The sequence below is a fragment of the Candidatus Colwellia aromaticivorans genome (assembly GCF_003333305.1).
Classification (GTDB): domain Bacteria; phylum Pseudomonadota; class Gammaproteobacteria; order Enterobacterales; family Alteromonadaceae; genus Colwellia; species Colwellia aromaticivorans.
Map to the genome: position 1 here is coordinate 1 of NZ_QOLD01000036.1, position 19256 is coordinate 19256.

Genomic DNA, 19256 nt, shown 5'->3' on the forward strand with positions numbered 1-19256 from the left:
AACGTTCTTTGCGAGTAGGAAGTGGAATTGGACCACGAACCTGTGCGCCAGTACGTTTTGCAGTATCAACGATTTCTGCTGTAGATTGATCAATCAAACGATGATCGAACGCTTTCAAACGAATGCGGATTCTTTGATTTGACATGAAGACAAATCCCCTTTTTAAAGAACAAAAAAATACATCCCTCTGCTTCCTTATGTGCCGGAAGGGGGAGTATTAACTAATAAACATTCAACCCAAAATTAGGGTTGCTGTATCAAAAAATAACTTACTTGTTACCTTTTGAGCTTGTTTTACGCTTTAATAAATTAAAACTCATAAAACAGAACACACTCAGTTCACCTGAATGTGGACGCGTATTATACCTAAATAACACAATTGAGCAAGTGCTTATTTATATCGCGTTTTATTCGGTACCTATAATAAAAAGTTAATTAAAGAAATATGTTTTCGTTTCAACATTTTTTTTACTAAACTCAATTAAGATTAAGCTGATAAAAATTTATTCACATAAAGGAAAGTTCATGACTAAGCCTTGGTTTGCCAATTACCCAGAAAACGTAGCTCATCATGTTGTTCTAAGCCGCTACTCTTCTTTAGTCGATTTATTCCAACAAACAATAGCAAAATATCGACAGCAAACCGCTTATAGTAATTTTGGAGCTAAATTAACTTTTGAACAAGTAGATGAGCTATCTCGTGATTTTGCGGCTTATTTACAAGGTAAATTAAATATTGCTAAAGGTAATCGTGTCGCGCTTATGTGTCCAAACACTTTATGTTTTCCAATAGCCATGTGGGGCATCATTCGTGTTGGCGCTGTACAAGTCAATGTTAACCCTATGTACACCGCACGAGAGCTACAACACCAACTTAATAATGCGCAAGTTGATACTATTATCATATTTTCACCCTCAACTAAAATGCTAGCTGATATTATCGGTAATACTGATGTTAAAAATGTTATTACGGTTAACTTAGATGATTTAGCAAACAAAGGTTTGCCTTGCGCTCCGGTGGATGAACGTTTAACTAACACCATTAGCTTCACCGATGCGCTAGCTCAAGGTGAAAATGTAGCGTTGTCTGAACCTACACTTTGCCAAGATGATTTACTATTCCTACAATATACCGGCGGTACCACAGGGTTAGCTAAAGGCGCAATGCTTAGCCATGGCAATTTAATCGCCAATATTTTGCAATACCAAGAATTTGCCAAAAATCATATCCACTATGGTAATGATGTTGTTATTACTGCCATTCCGATGTACCACATTTTTGCTTTAATGGCGAACACGCTAGCATATTTCTATTTTGGTGCTAAAAACGTGTTAGTAACGAATCCTCGTGATATGCCTAGTTTTGTAGAAATATGGAAAAATACACCGGCAACTATGTTCACCGGAGTTAACACCTTATTTAATGGTTTATTACATACGCCTGGTTTTGAGCAAGTTGATTTTTCTTCACTTAAACTTTGTATTGGCGGCGGCGCTGCAAATCAAACAGCGGTTGCTGACAAATGGCAACAAGTTACCGGTGTTAAACTATATGAAGGTTATGGTTTATCAGAAACCTCACCTATTTTAACCGCAAACTTTGGTCGATTCTCTAAAGAGAAAAATCAAAGTGAGTATATTGCAGGTGTTGGCGTACCCATGCCCAACACCGACATTTCGATTCGGGATGATGATGGTAATGCTGTGGTACAAGGTAAATCAGGGGAGTTATGTGCTAAAGGCCCACAAGTAATGTCAGGTTATTGGAACAATGTTGATGCAACCAATGACTGCATGACACATGATGGTTATTTTAAAACAGGTGATATTGCCATGCTCGACGATAATGGCTTCTTCCATATAATTGATCGCAAAAAAGATATGATTAATGTTTCTGGTTTTAATGTTTATCCTAATGAAATTGAGGCTGAAGTGGCCAACATGCCCAGCATACTAGAATCAGCTTGTATTGGTGTTAAAGATGCTAAAACGGGTGAAGCAGTGAAGCTTTTTGTCGTTACTGAAAAAGAGTCTTGCGATTCAGAAATCATTACTGAACAAGATGTCATCGAGTTTTGTCGTCAAAGGCTCACCGCTTATAAAGTGCCTAAACATGTCGTCTTCATTGATGAAATACCAAAATCAACTGTTGGTAAGCTATTGCGAAGAGAATTAAGATAAACTTTCTTTTTACATATTACTAACATTCCTATTATTACTCCTATATATAAGCAGCGTTATGCTGCTTTTTCATGCTATTTACAATTTGTTTGCCAATTTTCTATCGATCGTTGTTCAGTAATGGTATACTCGCGCGCAAATTTTCAACAACTTCTGCTTTTTTAACTGACTTAGCTTATAGCTTATATAAGTATAAGAAGAAAAAAGCGGGATGTACCTTAACTAAATAGAGTAATCGAATGGCAGATTTATCCAAATACAGAAACATTGGTATTTTCGCTCACGTTGATGCGGGTAAAACCACAACAACTGAACGTATCTTAAAACTTACGGGTCAGATCCATAAAACAGGTGAAGTACATGACGGTGAGTCGACAACTGATTTCATGGAACAAGAAGCTGAGCGCGGTATTACCATCCAGTCTGCTGCGGTAAGCTGTTTTTGGAAAGATCACCGTTTCAACGTTATCGACACTCCTGGTCACGTTGATTTCACGGTTGAAGTTTACCGTTCACTTAAAGTACTTGATGGTGGTGTTGGTGTATTCTGTGGTTCTGGTGGTGTTGAACCACAATCAGAAACTAACTGGCGTTACGCGAACGACTCAGAAGTTGCCCGTATTATCTTTGTAAACAAATTAGACCGTTTAGGTGCTGATTTCTACCGTGTTGTTAAACAGACTAAAGACGTATTAGGTGCTAACCCACTTGTCATGGTGTTACCAATTGGTGAAGAAGATGAGTTTGTTGGTGTTGTTGACCTACTTACCCGAAAAGCATGGATATGGGATGACACAGGTCTTCCTGAGAACTTTGAAATCACTGATGTGCCTGCGGACATGGTTGATAAAGTAGAAGAATACCGCGAAATGCTTCTTGAAACTGCTCTTGAGCAAGATGATGAACTTTTCGAAGCATATCTAGAAGAAGGTACAGAGCCATCTATGGAAGATATCAAGCGTTGTATCCGTAAAGGTACACGTACTATGGACTTCTTCCCTACTTACTGTGGTTCTGCTTTTAAAAATAAGGGTGTTCAAAACATTCTTGATGCTGTTGTTGATTATTTACCGTCACCTACAGATGTTGATCCACAACCACTTACTGATGAAGAAGGTGAGCCTAATGGTGAGTACGCAATCGTTTCTGCAGATGAAACATTCAAAGCGTTAGCATTCAAAATCACTGATGACCGTTTTGGTACATTAACTTTCGTACGTATCTATTCAGGTACATTGAAGAAAGGCGATACCATTCTTAATGCAGCAACAGGTAAAACTGAGCGTGTTGGCCGTATGTGTGAAATGCAAGCCGACGATCGTAACGAACTGACTTCAGCACAAGCCGGTGATATCATCGCAATTGTTGGTATGAAAAGTAACGTTCAGACAGGTCACACATTATGTGATCCTAAAAACCCAATCGTCCTAGAAGCTATGGTATTCCCTAAGCCTGTAATTTCAATTGCTGTAACACCAAAAGATAAAGGTTCAACTGAAAAAATGGGTCTTGCTATCGGTAAAATGGTTGCAGAAGATCCGACGTTTAAAGTTGAAACTGATCAAGATTCAGGTGAAACGATTTTATCTGGTATGGGTGAACTTCACCTAGATATCAAAGTAGATATTCTAAAACGTACCTACGGTGTTGAATTAGAAGTTGGTAAGCCACAAGTTGCCTACCGTGAAACAATCACAACTGAAATTGAAGATTCTTACACACATAAGAAACAATCTGGTGGTTCTGGTCAGTTCGGTAAAATTGATTACCGTATCAAGCCCGGCGAACCTGGTTCTGGTTTCGTATTCAGCTCTGTTGTTGTTGGTGGTAATGTTCCTAAAGAATTCTTCCCGGCAATCGAGAAAGGCTTCAAAGGCATGATGGATACTGGTGTTCTTGCTGGTTTCCCTGTATTAGACGTTGAAATTGAATTATACGATGGTGGTTTCCATGCTGTCGATTCATCTGCTGTTGCATTTGAACTCGCTGCTCGTGGTGCTTTCCGTCAGTCAATTCCAAAAGCGGGTGCCCAGTTAATTGAACCTATCATGAAAGTTGATGTGTTTACGCCTGATGATCACGTTGGTGATGTTATTGGTGATTTAAACCGTCGTCGTGGCATGATCGGAGGTCAAGACGCGGGTGTTTCTGGTGTTCGTATTAAAGCTGACGTACCTCTTTCAGAAATGTTCGGTTACATCGGATCATTACGTACAATGACATCAGGCCGTGGTCAATTCTCAATGGAATTCTCTCACTATATGCCTTGTCCTAATAACGTAGCTGAAGAAGTAATTGCTGAAGTTAAAGCTCAAAAAGCTGCTAAAGACGCTGCTAGAAAATAATTAACAGTTAACTGTTAATTTTAAAGCCCACTTAGGTGGGCTTTTTTGTGCCTGTGATTTACGCATTAAATTCCACTGGAATTCTCTCAATAACGATACAGGTGCCTTGTCCAAATAACGTAGCTGAAGAAGTAATTGCTGAAGTTAAAGCGGTATAAGAAGAAAGAAATTAGAATAATTTATCGATAAAAAATGCACTAATATGTCATTGCAATTAAATTACCTATACGGCACGCTAGCTATTGCTATCAATAATATTTATTGAATAATACATTATCGGAGGTAATTTTATGCCAATTGATTCCCATACATTATTTAAGCAATCTGGCTATATTCCAAAAAACAAAGTACTAACTGCGCAGCAAGCTGTTGCTCTTATCCATGATGGAGAAACTATCGCAACGGAAGGTTTTGTAGGCATTGGCTTTGCAGAGCAAATCGCCATAGCTTTAGAAGAGCGCTTTATTAACACCGGTACTCCAAAAGATCTAACACTTGTTTATGCCGCAGGCCAAGGTGATGGTAAAGACAAGGGATTAAATCATCTCGCCCACGTTGGCTTACTAAAAACTGTCATTGGGGGTCACTGGGGCTTAGTTCCAAAGTTACAAATCATGGCTAATAATAACGAAATAGAAGCCTATAATTTACCACAAGGCTGCATTTCACATTTATTTCGCGATATTGGCTCAGGTAAACCCGGTTTTATTAGTAAAATTGGCTTATGCACTTTTGTAGATCCTCGACAAGGAGGTGGCAGTGTCAATGAGTGCAGTAAACAACAGCTAGTCGATTTATTGACATTGAATGGCGAAGAATACCTATTTTATAAAACCTTTCCTATTAACGTCGCTATTATTCGTGGTACTACAGCAGATCCTGATGGTAATATCACCATGGAAAAAGAAGCGTTAATACTAGAATCTTTGGCATTAGCGACAGCAGCCCATAACTCTGGTGGTTTAGTTATTGTTCAGGTCGAACGTATCGCTGCACGTGGCACATTAAACAGCCGTGATGTAATCATTCCAAGTTTACTCGTCGACGCTATTGTAGTATCAGAGCCTGAAAATCACTGGCAAACCTTTGGTGAAAGCTATAACCCAGCTTATAGTGGCCAGCTGAAAGTTCCTACTGAAAAAATTCCTATTATGCCTCTTAATGCCCGTAAAATTATAGCTCGGCGTGCTGCCCTTGAATTGAAGGCGAATAGCGTAATTAATTTGGGCATTGGGATGCCAGAAGGAATAGCGCAAGTTGCCAATGAAGAAAAAATTATCGACTATATCACGCTAACAACAGAGCCGGGAGTGGTAGGTGGCATCCCAATGAATGGCTTAAATTTTGGGGCAGCAATAAATGCACAAGCTATAATTAGCCAGCCAAGTCAATTTGATTTTTATGACGGCGGTGGCCTTGATACTGCCTTTTTAGGGTTAGCGCAAATGGATTCGCACGGTAATGTAAACGTATCTAAATTTGGACCAAAACTGGCTGGTGCAGGAGGATTTATCAACATTAGTCAATCTGCTAAAAAAGTCGTTTTTATGGGTACTTTTTGTGTCTGTGTGAAGCATCTTAAAATAATAGACGGTCAGTTGGATGTTGGATCTCAAATAAGTAAACCTAAGTTTATATTAGATGTGGAGCATATAACTTTCAGCGGTACTCAAGCCGTTAAACAAAACAAAAAAATACTCTATATAACTGAGCGCGGTGTTTTTCAACTCACCCCTGCTGGAGTAGAGTTAATTGAAATTGCTCCTGGTATTGATCCAGAGCGTGATATTTTGCCACATATGGAATTTAATCCTATCATCAGTAAAAATTTAGATGTGATGGATCCATCAATTTTTATTGATAAGCCTATGGGACTAGATAAAGTCATTCACGACATTCCCTTAGCGCAACGCTTTCATTATAGTAATCAAAGACATACGCTATTTATCAACTTTGAAGGCTGGCGTATTACTGACAATAACGACTTAATAGCACTTGAAAACACCGTTATAGAAAAGCTTTCAGGTGTAGAAGGAAAGATTGAAGCTGTAGTCAATTATGATCATTTTTATATCCCGCCAACACTGATAGAAAATTATTTTGAAACTATAAACCGTTTAGGGCATCTTTATTACAGCAAAATCACACGCTATAGTACCAGTGCTTTTATGAAATCAAAACTAGGTGAAGCCCTAAGAGAGAGGGGTTTAGCCCCTCATATTCATGAAGGAGCAGATATGTAATACCAAATAAAAAAGGTTGATAATTTCTTACCAACCTTTTTTATTAACTGTACAGTACTGTATTAACGCTTGTTTGCGTTAAGCATTTTGCTCACGTTCTATCGCACGATAAGCAATATCAGTTCTAAATTCGACACCTTGCCAAGTAATTTGATGCAATAGATCATAAGCAAGCTGTTGTGCTTCAGTTACCGTATTACCTAAAGCTGTAGCGCATAATACACGACCACCGTTAGTTGTTACTTCACCTTGAGCATTTAACTTAGTACCTGCATGGAAAGTCTTCGCTGATGTATTGGTGTTGGTATCAAGACCTGAAATTACATCACCTTTAGGATAACTTGCCGGATAATTTTTAGCCGCAAGAACAACACCAACAGCAGCACGGCTATCAAATGCAATCGTCGCTTTATCTAATTCGCCACGGGTAGCGGCTAAACAAAGTTCAACAATATCTGATTGTAAACGCATCATTATCGGTTGAGTTTCAGGATCACCAAAACGACAATTATATTCAATTACATTGGGTGTACCATCTGCAGCAATCATTAAGCCTGCATATAAAAACCCGCTATAAGGAGCACCTTCGTTCGCCATCCCTTCAACGGTTGGCATAATCACTTCACTCATAATCCTGTCATGAATTTCAGCTGTTACTACAGGTGCAGGAGAATACGCGCCCATGCCACCCGTATTTGGACCTAAATCACCATTTAATGCACGTTTGTGATCTTGGCTGGTTGCCATAGGTAAAACACTCTTACCATCAACCATCACAATGAAACTTGCTTCTTCACCTTCAAGAAACTCTTCAATGACCACACGGTGCCCAGCATCGCCAAACGCATTACCTGCTAACATGTCTGTAATGGCATCTTCAGCTTCACTTAAGGTAAGTGCAACAATAACGCCCTTACCTGCCGCTAAACCATCGGCTTTAACAACAATGGGTGCACCTTGTTCACGAACATAAGCAAGTGCCGGCTCAACTTCAGTGAATTTTTCATAACTGCCTGAAGGAATTTTATTACGTGCTAAAAAGTCTTTAGTAAATGACTTTGAACCTTCAAGTTGCGCCGCTTTAGCACTTGGGCCAAAAATAGCTAAACCTTGTGCTTGAAAAGCATCAACAACACCATCAACAAGTGGTTGCTCTGGACCAACAATAGTTAATGCAACGTCTTCACTTTGGGCAAAGGCAACTAGCGCATCATTATCACTAACATCTATAGCAATATTTTCTAACTTGTTTTCTGTTGCAGTACCAGCGTTGCCTGGGGCTACAAATACTTTAGTAACTTGACTAGACTGCGCCGCTTTCCACGCCAGTGCATGCTCACGGCCACCTGAGCCTATAACTAAAACTTTCATTTATATTTTCCTATTTATTCTCAATTATTTAAGCCAGAAAATCACTCTGGTTTAACAAATTTTAATGTCATACGATCGCTTTCGCCAATCGCTAAATACTTTGCTCTGTCTGTTTCGCCTAAACGCAATGATGGTGGCAATGTCCAAACACCTTTTGGGTGCTGTGCCATATCTTTAGCGTTAGCATTAATTTCACTTGCGCCAGCAAAGCGAAATCCTGCTGCTTTTGCTTGCTTAATCGTATTAGCTTCTGAAACATAACCCTTCGCTTTTTCAGGCGCAATACCCGCAGGTAACCTATGCTCGACTACACCGAGTACACCGCCAGGTTTAAGAGCACTATAAGCATCTTTAAATACTTGCTCAACACCCGCGTCTTTCCAATTGTGTAAATTACGGAACGTTAACACGAGATCAGCACTACCTTGCGGTGCTAATTCGCTTTGCTTGCGCGGTACAAAATCAGTTAAGACTACTTCGCTGAACACGATATTCGAAGCGAGTTTTTTTTCTAATTTTTTACGTGAATTAGAATAATAGTTATCTTCACCAGTATCAGGATAATGAGCGCCATAAAGCTTACCCTTACCTTTTAGTGCAGGGGCTAAGATTTCTGTATACCAGCCACCACCGGGGGTAATTTCTACCACTGTCATTTCTGGGCTAAAACCAAAAAACTTCAATGTTTCAACTGGATGACGATATTGATCTCGCGCTTTATTTTTAGCTGAACGATGTTCACCTGACACAGATTGTTCAAGCGCTTTACTGCTATGGTCATGATGTTCATGAGCATAAAGACTCACACTACCCAGTGCACTAAGGCTAAGCGTTGAAGCAACTATTGTTGAAGTAATAAACGACTGTAAACTTTTTAATTTGGTCATAATATTTCCATAACTATTTGGTATTACTAAAAGTTCATTAGTTATAGCAGATTTCAAACAAACAAGCAGCGTTGATATTGTTACATGAAATGAACAAACAACACTGCTTTCTTCTAACTTCTTAGCTTAACGAACAACCTTTAAGCTAGAGGATTCAAATTCAAACGATAAGCACGGAGCGTATGACTATACGTGAGTACTTATCGTGAAGAGTTTGTGTTCTCTAGCGACAAGGTTTTTTGTTAATGGCGGAAGTGACGCATTCCGGTGAATACCATAGCTATGTTATGCTCGTCTGCTGCGGCAATAACTTCATCATCACGCATAGAACCACCCGGTTGAATTACCGCGGTAATGCCCGCTTCTGCAGCAGCGTCTAAACCGTCACGGAATGGGAAGAATGCATCAGATGCCATTACTGAACCTTTAACTTCAAGATTTTCATCAGCCGCTTTAATACCGGCAACTTTTGCTGAGTAAACACGGCTCATTTGACCTGCGCCAACACCAATAGTTGAACTATTTTTAACGTAAACAATCGCATTAGATTTAACAAATTTTGCTACTTTCCAGCAAAACTGTAAATCGCGCATTTCGTCAGCAGTTGGTTGACGTTTAGTGACAACTTTTAAGTCATCGCTAGTTACGCTACCGTGATCGGTATCTTGTACTAATAAACCACCATTAACACGTTTAAGATTGAAACCTGTCGATTTAGTATCCCACTGACCACATTCTAATAAACGTAGATTAGCCTTAGTAGCAACAACTTTTGCAGCAGCATCAGAAACGCTTGGCGCAATAATTACTTCAACAAATTGACGAGAAACAATGGCTTGTGCCGTTTCTGCATCTAACTCGCGGTTAAAGGCAATAATGCCACCAAAAGCAGACGTTGGGTCTGTTTTATAAGCACCTTCATAGGCTGCTAAAATATCATCACCAATCGCAACACCACATGGGTTAGCATGCTTGACGATAACACAAGCTGGTTCATCAAATTCTTTAACACATTCTAACGCAGCATCTGTATCAGCGATGTTGTTATAAGATAATGCTTTACCTTGCAATTGTGTCGAGGTAGAAATTGATGCTTCTTCAGGATTAGCTTCTTTATAAAAAGCAGCATCTTGATGTGAGTTTTCACCGTAACGTAAATCTTGTGTTTTAATAAACTGGCTATTAAAAGTACGCGGGAACTTAACTTTGTTTTCACAAGATGCAACTGAGTCTTTCTCACCGTACGCTGGTAACATTTTACCAAAGTAGTTAGCAATCATGCCGTCATAGCTTGCGGTATGCTCGTAAGCAGCAATCGCTAAATCAAAACGAGTTTGATACGTTAAAGAATCATTGTTGTTATCTAATTCCGTTAATACGCGATCGTAATCGCTAGCATTAACAACAATCGTCACGTCTTTATGGTTCTTAGCCGCCGCACGAACCATTGTTGGACCACCAATATCGATATTTTCAATAGCATTTTCTAAGCTACAGTTTTCATCACTAACTGCATTAGCAAATGGGTACAAATTAACCACAACCATATCAATTGCGCTGATATCGTTTTCTTCCATTACCGCTTCATCCATACCACGACGCGCTAAAATTCCGCCGTGTACTTTAGGGTGTAATGTTTTAACACGACCATCCATGATTTCTGGGTGACCTGTGTAATCAGACACTTCAGTTACTTTGATGCCGTTGTCAGCTAATAATTTTGCTGTACCGCCAGTAGAAAGAAGATCAACACCTTTCTCACTCAAGCGACGAGCAAATTCAACAATACCTGCTTTATCAGAAACACTTAACAGTGCGCGTTTAATTGGACGTGGAGTATCCATTTTGTATATGTACCTTTTAATAAATTTAACTATTCATTTTTTATATCGCTGAACAGCTAATGGAATAAATATTTAGATTGATTTAAAAACAAAAAGCACCCGAGGGTGCTTTAAAAATAATTGCTATTCTAGTTCATGCCGTATTTTTTTAATTTCTTACGTAATGTACCACGATTGATACCTAGTAAGTTTGCGGCTCTTGTTTGATTACCGCGTGTATACATCATCACTTCTTCTAACATTGGCGCTTCAATTTCGCTTAATACAAGGTCATACATATCATCAACGTCGTTACCATTTAACTGCTTTAAGTAGTTATTGATAGCTATTTTGGCTTGTGTACGCAACGGAGACGTTTTAGTTTGCGTTTGAATATCACCAGTAATGAATGGAGAAGAAATATTTTGTTCGAACATAATGCACAACTCTTTCTATTAATAAATATAAATAAAATAATCAACCGTTCTCTAATGAACAAGCTGATCAAAACAAAGGTTTAACATCTCAAGCTGTTCGCTTGTTGACGATAAACCATTAAAAGTAGCTCTAAAAGCTTTGCCTTGGTTTCCTGCAAACTTTTCAGTAAAACCTTCACCCTGCTCTTCACTTAGTAAAGCAAGGGAATGTATATACCAAGACACATGTTTACGAGCGATTCTCACGCCCATATAATCACCATAAAACTGATGTAATTCATTTACGTGTCCAATTAATATTGAACGTACCTCATTCACTGAGGGCGCAGGCATATGGGTTCCTGTTTTCAAAAAATGATTAATCTCTCGAAAAATCCAAGGTCGCCCTTGAGCTCCTCGGCCGATCATAATGGCATCAGCTCCCGTATAGCTTAGAACGTGCTCAGCTTTTTCTACCGAAGTGATATCGCCATTGGCAACCACAGGTATTGAAACAGCCTGTTTAATCGCTCTAATAGTGTCGTATTCCGCATAACCTTTATAAAAGTCATTACGGGTACGACCATGTACTGCTAGTGAAGCAATACCGTTATCTTGAGCAATTTTTGCTATTTCAATGCCATTGCGACTATTTTCACACCAACCAGTGCGAATTTTTAACGTAACCGGAACATTTACCGAATTAACCACAGATTTCACTATTTGCTCAACCTGTGCTGGCTCTCTTAATAATGCAGAGCCCGCTAATTTTTTATTTACCTTTTTTGCTGGGCAGCCCATATTGATATCAATAATTTGTGCACCATTATCAGCATTAATTTTTGCTGCAAAAGCTAACTCATCAGGACAACTTCCCGCAATTTGTACACTGCGAATTCCTGCGTTATCACTGTGAAGCATTCTCAATTTAGACTTTTCGGTATTCCATACCTTTGGGTTTGACGATACCATTTCTGATACAGCTAAACCTGCCCCTAATCGACAACATAATTCTCGAAAAGGTTGATCGGTAATCCCCGCCATTGGGGCAAGAAAAACGTTACTGTCAAATTGATACGAACCTATCTTCACGCTGATTACTTTTTGAGCTACTCTTCAAAAGGGCGCTAAGTTTACGTGTTTTTTTGCTCATTGAAAAGCATATAATTTAAACAAAAGTTGTTTTTTTATAGGTTTTTAATATTGACTTTTACTAAAGCATTGATGTGAGTGTTTTTTGCACAATTGATTAACAGATTTAAAGGTGATATTTATGAATTATAAATGGAAAAATGAAGAGATAAGCACTAGTGCATGGTAAATTGCTATTAACTTATCCCGTGATCGAACACGAGGTTTTCGATAGCATTACCATTATAATTTAGACATTTTAATAAAATAAGGCCATATAAGAGAGTTACATCGTGCTTGTATGCCTTCGATATATCCAAGTTAATTACCAAAGGCTTTATTGCATAACGGTGTTAACTCTATTTTTTTTGCCCGTTAAGACGAACCCATTCTTCTTGCACCGTTACTGGCGCCATATCACACCATTGCCCATAAATTTCTTGTAGATTTTCAGCTTGTTCTTCCAATATGCCTGATAACGCGAGTAACCCTTGATCACCAACAAATTCAATAATAATAGGCGCCAATTCACGTAATGGCCCAGCTAAAATATTTGCCACTACAACATCCGCTTTTAATGTTGGTTGGTCTTTTGGTAAATACAATTCAAGTCTGTCGTCAACATTATTGCGCTTAGCATTGGCAAGGCTTGCTTGTAAGGCTTGCGGGTCAATATCAATACCAATGACTTTTTTCGCACCTAACTTTAATGCTGCCAAAGACAAAATACCTGAGCCGCAACCAAAATCTACCACGGTTTTACCTTGCAAATCTAAGCCATCAAGCCAAGTTAAACACAACGCGGTAGTTGGATGCGTGCCTGTGCCAAAAGCTAAACCGGGATCAAGCATCACGTTTACGGCGTCTGGCTCTGGTACTTCTCGCCAACTAGGGCAAATCCACAAGCGCTCACCAAATTTCATTGGATGAAAATTATCCATCCATTCACGCTCCCAGTCTTTATCTTCTAGCTGCTCGAGTTTATATTGCATTGCCGTTTTATCAGGGTGAATACCTTGTAAGTAACTAATCACTTCATCCATATCATGATTGGCATCAAATAAACCCATTACAACGGTATTTGACCAGTAAAGAACTTCATCGCCTGGTAGTGGCTCATAAATAGGCGTATCTTTTGCGTCAATAAAGGTGACCGCTTGCGAGCCACAAGCAACAAGCCAATCACTATATTTTTCCGCTGTTTCTTCATTGGCGCTTAATCTAAGTTGTATCCAAGGCATTTCAGTATTCCAATAATAAGTATTCTTGCTTTATACCCGCTCTACTTGAAGATGCATGATTCAGCTGGAACGGGTATATTCTGACAATAAGTATTCACAATGAGAGTTTATCATTCATTGATGATAGAGTTACCACAAATTCACATAATACTGAGTAAACTCTATGTTAGATCTACTACCCGATTTATTTGATGACTATAGCGAGCAACTGCAATTGGCGGAGCCTTTATTTAACGACTATGGTGGTAATACTATCTTTAGTGGCAAAATAGTCACGGTGTCTTGCTTTAATGATAATTCAAAAGTAAAAGAACTTGTGGCAACTAACGGCACAGGTAAGGTAATGGTAGTTGATGGCAAAGCAAGTTTAATACGTGCATTGTTAGGTGACATGCTGGCTGAATCCGCCGTATCTAATGGTTGGCAAGGTATCGTCATCAATGGTTGTATTCGTGATGCAGGCACCATAGCTACTTTAGCGCTTGGTGTAAAAGCACTTGGCTGTAACCCAATTAAAACTGAAAAGTTAGGTGTTGGTGAAGTCAATATAGACATTCAATTTGCTGGTCTTGATTTTAAAGCGGGTCAATTTATTTATGGTGACGCGAATGGCTTAGCTATCAGCGAAAAACAATTAGTGTTAAAATAATCGAAACACCTCCTCACTAGCGTAAAATAATGAAATACTTCCCAATTTTTCTCGATGCAAATTATATAGCCGCTATGGTTATTGGCGGTGGTGAAGTAGCTTCACGCAAAATTGAACTATTATTAAAAACGACAGTTAACATTATAATAATGAGCAAAGATGTTTGCGCTAGTGTTGAACGTTTAATTAATTTGCATAAATTAACCTGGCTGAAGCATAATTATCAAACTGGCCATTTTTCTCATATTAATCTAGTTATAGCTGCTACCGATGAGACCATGGTAAATAAAGCGATAGCTGAAGAAGCTAGTACGCTGAATATTTTAACTAATGTTGTCGATCAACCAGAACTATGTACTTATATCACTCCAGCGATTATTGATAGAAGCCCAATGATCATTGCGTTATCTAGCTCTGGCAGTGCACCTATTTTAATTCGCATGTTGCGCGAGCAAATAGAAAAAACGCTGCCACAAGGCTATGGTAAATTAGCTGACTTTTCTTATAAGTTTCGAGAGCATGTTAAAGCACGGGTGAAAGGCATACGTAATCGACGTAGTTTTTGGGAAAATACGCTTAGAGGCCCAATAGGTCAAGCAGTTCTTGATGGTAAACAACAGCAAGCTGAACAACAACTTATTGCAAGTATTAAACAAGAAATAGCGCCTCCTAGTGGTGAGATTATTTTTATTCATACCCAAGACGGTAATCCTGATAATTTAACTTTAAACGCCCATCGTGCAATGCAATTTGTCGACGCCGTTTTTTATGATAACAAGGTAAATGTCGAGCTGATTGAATATGTTCGTCGCGATGCAGAAAAATTTCCTCAACCAATTTCATCTGAAATATTACTTAATTACCAACATGCTATCGAGCTAGCAGAGCAAGGACAAAGAGTTCTTTATTTGTTAGCCGGTAATGGAGCTCTACCACAAAATGAAGCACTAGCAGCCAGTAATATAACGACACAAGAGCTAGTCAGCGGAAGCTAACGCTTAATTTGATGGATAAAGTATAGACAACATTATAGATTATAAAAAATGATTATCTTTAACTGTTATAAGTACATTGTATTATGATAAATCCTACTTAGCTTAAAACTTTCTGTACCCTTGCTGATATTCGTCACTTTACTCAAACTGCTGAACTGTTATTTATGACGCAGTCTGGTGTTAGTCAACATATCAAAAAATTAGAACATCAACTTGATACCCTGCTATTAATAAGAGATGGAAAATCTTTTTCATTAACAGAAGCAGGAATAAAATTGCATCTGCAAGGCAAATATTTACTCAACAGTTTAATAGAATTAGAAACGTCGGTTAAATTAGATGAACCGTTTTCAGGTACTGTTAAAATCGCCTCATCAGGCAGCGTAGGCTTAAAGTTATACCCCTATCTATTAGATGTTCAGCAACAGCATTCAAACTTAGTGATTGACTATAGTTTTGCACCGAATAGTGATATTGAAGAAAAAATAGCTGATAGAAAAATCGATATTGGTCTGTTAACCGAATTTAGTAAAGTCAATCATGTCGTTTGCAAAAAAATTGCCGTGGAACCACTGGTGTTAGTAACATCAAATAAAGTTAAATCAGTTAATTGGCAACAGTTACTTAACCTAGGCTTTATTTTTCATCCCGATGCACAGCATCATGCCCAATTATTACTAGGTAAAAATTTCTCAGCGTTTGAGCATATAGAGCAATTTGATCGAAAAGGATTTTCTAATCAAATTAGTTTAATTCTAGAACCGGTTAGCCGTGGTATAGGGTTTACCATTTTGCCATTACATGCGGTAAATGCCTTCCATAAACAGTCGCATATTCGGATACATCAACTTGAACACCCAGTTGGAGAATCGTTATACCTTTGCCATAACCGTCAATCTTTTGAAACCAAACGAAATGCCTATATAAAATCAGTGATCTGCAATTTTATAAATGAATAAGAATCTTGGGGATGATTATGATAAGCGCATCAAGATCGACTGCTGATCTTTCTTGGTCATTTTACTCACCACCAACTTAAACGAATTATCTATCATCCGCTCTATTTCACCTTGAGGAATTGAGCCATCAAGAACCACTGTATTCCACAAACATTTAATCATAATTAAAAACCAGCACATGGCAAACATTGCCAATATATGCCATAATAATTTCTATTATTAACAATAGAACAATCATATTGAGGAATGACTATGGCAACATTGAATATATCTATTCCAAACGAAATGCGACACTGGATTGACTTACAAGTTACTAGTGGCCACTTTGCTAATGCGAGTGATTATATTAGAGACCTTATTCGTCATAATCAAAGTGAAAAAGAAGCAATACGCATGGCTTTGATTGAAGGTGAAATGAGTGGTGAAAGTTCATTAACCGTTGCAGGTATTATTAATGAACAGAAAGAAATTATAAAGAATGGCTAAATATACACTTTCAGAAAAAGCCTCAATAGATCTCGCGAATATATTTCAATATACCTATAAAAATTTCAATATAAACCAAGCTGAATCGTACTTATCAGAACTTGAAGAGTGCTTTGTCATGCTATCAAACGAGCCTGATTTAGCGCATAAAGTTGAAGATATTAGAAGTGGTTATTTCCGCTACTTATATAGAAAACATGCTGTTTATTTTAAAGTCCGCAAACGTGATATTTTTATCATTCGTGTATTACATCAACAAATGAAATATGAACTTCATTTGATAAGTTAAATATCCGTTTACAAGTGCAGTAAGATTGACTGCTGATCTTTCTTAGTCATATTACTCACCACCAACAAATACGAATTATCAATCATCCGTTCAATCTCACCTTGGGGGATTGAGCCTTCTAAAATGATCGTATTCCACAAACGTTTAATCATATGCAACAATCAACCTATAAAATTAATAGCAACTTATGCCACACACCGAAAGTTACCATTTGAGAATTTATAAAATAATTAGTTGTTTGTTGTGATCTACAGCGGACAAAACTGAACAGCTACATTACACAAGCAGCTTCCTGATAGCAGACGTTCCCCATTCATGTATACATGTATCGTTTGAAACTGATTATTCACCAATAAACTGCTCAGTCTGAATGTGAACAAAGCCACCACAGCAGACATTCGTCAGAATATAGTAGGGTTAAACTAAAAAACAGATACAAAAAAACACCAATCACTACAATTGATGTTTTCTAGAATTAAGTATTTAAAAAACTAAGTTAAGATTGCTTCTTAAATCGACGTGAAGCTAAACCAATCATTCCTAATGCAAAAATTGCAAGTGTCGAAGGTTCGGGTACATCTTGCGCTTCTCGTACTAACATAAATCCGATGGAGTTGGCGGCGTTAGATCCTGTAGCTGAGAATGCGTCCGAGTTTGATATGGTGCTCCATTCATTATTTTTTCGTACACGTGTCGGTGCGTCGTCATTCGCAGAGCTATATAGTTCTATGTAACCCACTTCTGTTGCAAGATTATTATCACTCAGGAACCATGCGTAGTTCCATGTGTCTGTGCCGTACCCATTACCCATCATCATGCTAAAATCACTGATAGGTCCACTTGACGGGGAGTTTTCCCAACATATCTCTAATATGGATGTACTATTACATGTGTCCCCATGCCAACCGTTGAAAAGTGCATCAACGAATAAGTTCGCATCAGCGTTACGCGCGATCCGCCAGCCATCGTAAGTGCCACCAGATTCCAGCTGAGTAGTAAGTTGACTATAATTTAGTGTATTTACTTCATCCCACCGTAACCACTCTAACCCGTTCAAACTGTCCTTTACATAGGTATCGTTTGCTTGATCTAAAGTCAAAGATCCTATGGTTATTATACCAGCGTTTGCGTAGAAGCTAGAACCGAATATAAAAACAGCTACTAAAATCCTGATTAAACCTTTAAAATTCATATGTGTTCCTTATTAATCCCTTTCCATTATGTATGGTAGGGAATCATTAGTATGATTAATACAAATATGACACAAGCAAAAAACGCACCAACATAAAAAGTATAACAATTTCAATATATTGATACGTACACGAATTTGCAACTCAGTAGCACTGTAAAACATCCTGACACTAAATAATTCATCAACAACTTGTATCCATTAGATAATGTTAACAAACGGTAATTTAATGGATTTCAGTAGTGTAATTGAAAAACTCAGTGGTGTTGATTATTGTAACTAATCACGTCAACACCACTACAGACCAGTATATACGGCACGCACCTACCAACTGAATTGTAATCAAGTATGTTTGATTGTCATCAGTTGATATTACTATGAACTCAATGTATTGATTTTAGGTAACAAATCATATTCGCTTATATTAATAAAGTTCGAGTGAAACAATATAATAAAATTTAACATATGCATACTAACGGAGTTTTATCCGTTGTGAGTGAATTTGAACTCCACAGTCGGCTTTGAGCTCAGGCTGTGTGAAAACTAAATTTTGATCACCTTTTGGACTAAGTACACAATTGATATGATCAATCGGTCTTAGCAGGGGATCCAAGTCAACGATAGGATTTAGTATAATAAAGCGGTAAACCAAAGCAGGAGATTACCGCAATGTCTCATCACATAAAAGGCCAATCAAGAACCCAAGCTACCCTGTTCCCTGAAGCATTAGATGACTTTGTTACCGATGAAAATCCTGTAAGAGTCATTGATGCTTTTGTTGATAGTGTAGACTTAGCTTCATTAGGGTTTGAAAAAGTCAAAACCAAAGCAACTGGCCGCCCATGTTACCATCCCGGCATGATGCTCAAACTCTATATTTATGGTTATTTGAATCGTATCCAATCATCTCGACGATTAGAAAAGGAAACTCACCGCAATGTTGAATTAATGTGGCTTCTCGAGCGTTTAACCCCTGACTTTAAAACCATCGCAGACTTTAGAAAAGACAACAGCACAGGCATTAAAAATACGTGTCGTCAGTTTGTTCAGC

The 19256-nt window shown here is 38.2% G+C and carries 17 protein-coding genes and 3 pseudogenes; 10 read left to right on the forward strand and 10 right to left on the reverse strand.

Annotation, left to right across the window (positions count from 1 at the left end; all coding sequences use genetic code 11):
- Positions 1-145: 30S ribosomal protein S10 (locus DWA31_RS05710; RefSeq protein WP_281268619.1), on the reverse strand; the 145-nt coding region annotated here is incomplete at its 3' end.
- Positions 146-525: 380 nt separating this feature from the next.
- On the opposite strand from DWA31_RS05710, the gene DWA31_RS05715 reads away from it, so the two are divergent.
- The 3 genes from DWA31_RS05715 (at position 526) to DWA31_RS05725 (ending at position 6769) form a co-directional block, all read left to right on the forward strand.
- The gene (locus tag DWA31_RS05715; protein ID WP_114325686.1) at positions 526-2181 is read left to right on the forward strand and encodes an AMP-binding protein; all 1656 of its coding nucleotides are present in this window, start codon (positions 526-528) and stop codon (positions 2179-2181) included.
- Positions 2182-2420: 239 nt separating this feature from the next.
- Positions 2421-4526, forward strand: a complete 2106-nt coding sequence (gene fusA, locus DWA31_RS05720; RefSeq protein ID WP_114325687.1) for an elongation factor G — start codon at positions 2421-2423, stop codon at positions 4524-4526.
- Positions 4527-4816: 290 nt separating this feature from the next.
- Positions 4817-6769, forward strand: a complete 1953-nt coding sequence (locus DWA31_RS05725) for an acyl CoA:acetate/3-ketoacid CoA transferase (protein ID WP_114325688.1) — start codon at positions 4817-4819, stop codon at positions 6767-6769.
- A gap of 78 nt (positions 6770-6847) precedes the next feature.
- Here DWA31_RS05725 and purD read toward each other — a convergent pair whose 3' ends face one another.
- The 6 genes from purD to prmA all read right to left on the reverse strand — a co-directional run bounded on the left by purD (position 6848) and on the right by prmA (position 13638).
- The gene (gene purD / locus DWA31_RS05730) at positions 6848-8140 is read right to left on the reverse strand and encodes a phosphoribosylamine--glycine ligase (protein ID WP_114325689.1); all 1293 of its coding nucleotides are present in this window, start codon (positions 8138-8140) and stop codon (positions 6848-6850) included.
- A 41-nt stretch (positions 8141-8181) separates the two neighbouring features.
- Entirely contained in the window at positions 8182-9027 is an 846-nt protein-coding gene (locus DWA31_RS05735) for a class I SAM-dependent methyltransferase (RefSeq protein ID WP_114325690.1), read from the reverse strand.
- A gap of 242 nt (positions 9028-9269) precedes the next feature.
- Positions 9270-10871 (reverse strand): bifunctional phosphoribosylaminoimidazolecarboxamide formyltransferase/IMP cyclohydrolase, encoded by a 1602-nt coding sequence (gene purH / locus DWA31_RS05740; protein WP_114325691.1) that lies wholly within the window; start codon positions 10869-10871, stop codon positions 9270-9272.
- 128 nt (positions 10872-10999) lie between these two features.
- The gene (gene fis / locus DWA31_RS05745) at positions 11000-11287 is read right to left on the reverse strand and encodes a DNA-binding transcriptional regulator Fis (protein ID WP_114325692.1); all 288 of its coding nucleotides are present in this window, start codon (positions 11285-11287) and stop codon (positions 11000-11002) included.
- Positions 11288-11338: 51 nt separating this feature from the next.
- Positions 11339-12358, reverse strand: a complete 1020-nt coding sequence (gene dusB / locus DWA31_RS05750) for a tRNA dihydrouridine synthase DusB (protein ID WP_114325693.1) — start codon at positions 12356-12358, stop codon at positions 11339-11341.
- 398 nt (positions 12359-12756) lie between these two features.
- Complete coding sequence (gene prmA / locus DWA31_RS05755) at positions 12757-13638, reverse strand: 50S ribosomal protein L11 methyltransferase (RefSeq protein ID WP_114325694.1); 882 nt, start codon at positions 13636-13638, stop codon at positions 12757-12759.
- Positions 13639-13801: 163 nt separating this feature from the next.
- On the opposite strand from prmA, the gene DWA31_RS05760 reads away from it, so the two are divergent.
- The 4 genes and pseudogenes from DWA31_RS05760 (at position 13802) to DWA31_RS05770 (ending at position 16241) form a co-directional block, all read left to right on the forward strand.
- On the forward strand, positions 13802-14287 hold the full coding sequence (locus tag DWA31_RS05760; protein WP_114325695.1) for a putative 4-hydroxy-4-methyl-2-oxoglutarate aldolase: 486 nt from the start codon (positions 13802-13804) through the stop codon (positions 14285-14287).
- A 29-nt stretch (positions 14288-14316) separates the two neighbouring features.
- Positions 14317-15282: a siroheme synthase gene (locus DWA31_RS05765; RefSeq protein WP_114325696.1), complete on the forward strand. Its 966-nt coding sequence runs from the start codon at positions 14317-14319 to the stop codon at positions 15280-15282.
- A gap of 113 nt (positions 15283-15395) precedes the next feature.
- Positions 15396-15539, forward strand: a pseudogene (locus tag DWA31_RS17765) (helix-turn-helix domain-containing protein); the annotation flags it as partial.
- A gap of 18 nt (positions 15540-15557) precedes the next feature.
- Positions 15558-16241 (forward strand): substrate-binding domain-containing protein, encoded by a 684-nt coding sequence (locus DWA31_RS05770; protein ID WP_342766948.1) that lies wholly within the window; start codon positions 15558-15560, stop codon positions 16239-16241.
- 15 nt (positions 16242-16256) lie between these two features.
- Here DWA31_RS05770 and DWA31_RS17150 read toward each other — a convergent pair.
- Positions 16257-16403: pseudogene (locus tag DWA31_RS17150) on the reverse strand (MmcQ/YjbR family DNA-binding protein); the annotation flags it as partial.
- 90 nt (positions 16404-16493) lie between these two features.
- Here DWA31_RS17150 and DWA31_RS05775 point away from each other — a divergent pair.
- Positions 16494-16727, forward strand: coding sequence for a type II toxin-antitoxin system ParD family antitoxin (locus DWA31_RS05775; protein ID WP_114325697.1), 234 nt, complete (start codon positions 16494-16496; stop codon positions 16725-16727).
- Positions 16720-17016, forward strand: coding sequence for a type II toxin-antitoxin system RelE/ParE family toxin (locus tag DWA31_RS05780; RefSeq protein WP_114325698.1), 297 nt, complete (start codon positions 16720-16722; stop codon positions 17014-17016). The genes DWA31_RS05775 and DWA31_RS05780 overlap by 8 nt, the downstream gene beginning before the upstream one ends.
- Positions 17017-17024: 8 nt before the next feature.
- Here the strand turns inward: DWA31_RS05780 and DWA31_RS17830 are convergent.
- Together DWA31_RS17830 and DWA31_RS17450 are read right to left on the reverse strand one after the other, a co-directional pair.
- Positions 17025-17171, reverse strand: a pseudogene (locus DWA31_RS17830) (MmcQ/YjbR family DNA-binding protein); the annotation flags it as partial.
- A gap of 341 nt (positions 17172-17512) precedes the next feature.
- Positions 17513-18208, reverse strand: a complete 696-nt coding sequence (locus DWA31_RS17450; protein WP_245942505.1) for a PEP-CTERM sorting domain-containing protein — start codon at positions 18206-18208, stop codon at positions 17513-17515.
- A 666-nt stretch (positions 18209-18874) separates the two neighbouring features.
- Here DWA31_RS17450 and DWA31_RS05790 point away from each other — a divergent pair.
- Positions 18875-19256, forward strand: a 382-nt coding sequence (locus DWA31_RS05790) for a transposase (RefSeq protein ID WP_136037979.1), incomplete at its 3' end; no start/stop codon positions are given.